The organism is Kitasatospora sp. MAA19 (assembly GCF_029894125.1).
Classification (GTDB): domain Bacteria; phylum Actinomycetota; class Actinomycetes; order Streptomycetales; family Streptomycetaceae; genus Kitasatospora.
Map to the genome: position 1 here is coordinate 1 of NZ_JARXYZ010000096.1, position 1029 is coordinate 1029.

1 rRNA gene and 1 pseudogene are annotated in these 1029 nt (G+C 69.5%); both read right to left on the reverse strand.

Annotated elements, in window-relative coordinates:
- Positions 1-623 (reverse strand): annotated as a pseudogene (locus P3T27_RS40935) (tetratricopeptide repeat protein); the annotation flags it as partial.
- A 315-nt stretch (positions 624-938) separates the two neighbouring features.
- Positions 939-1029, reverse strand: a 5S ribosomal RNA gene (gene rrf / locus P3T27_RS40940); the annotation flags it as partial.

The window sequence follows — 1029 nt, forward strand, 5'->3', positions numbered from 1 at the left end:
CGACGGAACCCACCCGGACGGTCATCACGACGGAAGCCGCCACCACCGGACGGACGGTCGTCACGACGGAAACCACTGCCACCGGAGGGGCGGTCATCGCGACGGAAGCCGCCACGGTCGCCACCGCGGTCATCGCGGTTGAAGCCGCCCGACGGACGGTCGTCACGACGGAAGCCGCCACCGGAGGGGCGGTCGTCCCGGCGGAAGCCGCCACGGTCGCCACCGCGGTCATCGCGGTTGAAGCCACCACCGGACGGACGGTCGTCACGACGCGGACGCTCGTCACGGTCATCACGACGGAACCCACCCGGACGGTCATCACGACGGAAACCGCCGCCACCGGAGGGACGGTCGTCACGGCGGAAGCCGCCACGGTCGCCACCACGGTCATCGCGGTTGAAGCCACCACCGGAGGGACGGTCGTCACGACGGAAACCGCCACCGGAGGGGCGGTCATCGCGACGGAAGCCGCCACGGTCATCACGGTCGCGGTTGTAACCGCCACCGGACGGACGGTCGTCACGACGCGGACGGTCATCGCGGTCGCGGGACGGGCGGTCGTCACGACGGTAGCCACCGCCACCGCCGCCCTGACGGTCGTCCCGGCGGAAGCCGCCACGGTCGTTGGACGAACCCCCACGGGACCGGGGCTCGTAGCCTCGGCCGTCGTCCGATCGACGCTCGGGACGGTCCTGGGGCTGGTTCGACATCGTGGTGACTCCTTCTGCTGCTTCAGCTCCACCGCGGACTGAGCAACTCCGCTGCCGTCACGCGGTTTCGGCGCCGGCCTCCTGGCCGCGCACCATCTCCATTGTCCGACATACCGGGACACTTCGCGCCTGGGCGGAGGTCCCGGGTTTGCCGGTGTACTACACATTCGCAAAACACAAAAAGGCCGCGGCCCCAGCGAGTCGCTGGGGCCGCGGCCTTGAATAATTGTTCGGCGGCGTCCTACTCTCCCACAGGGTCCCCCCTGCAGTACCATCGGCGCTGTAAGGCTTAGCTTCCGGGTTCGGAATGTAACCGGGC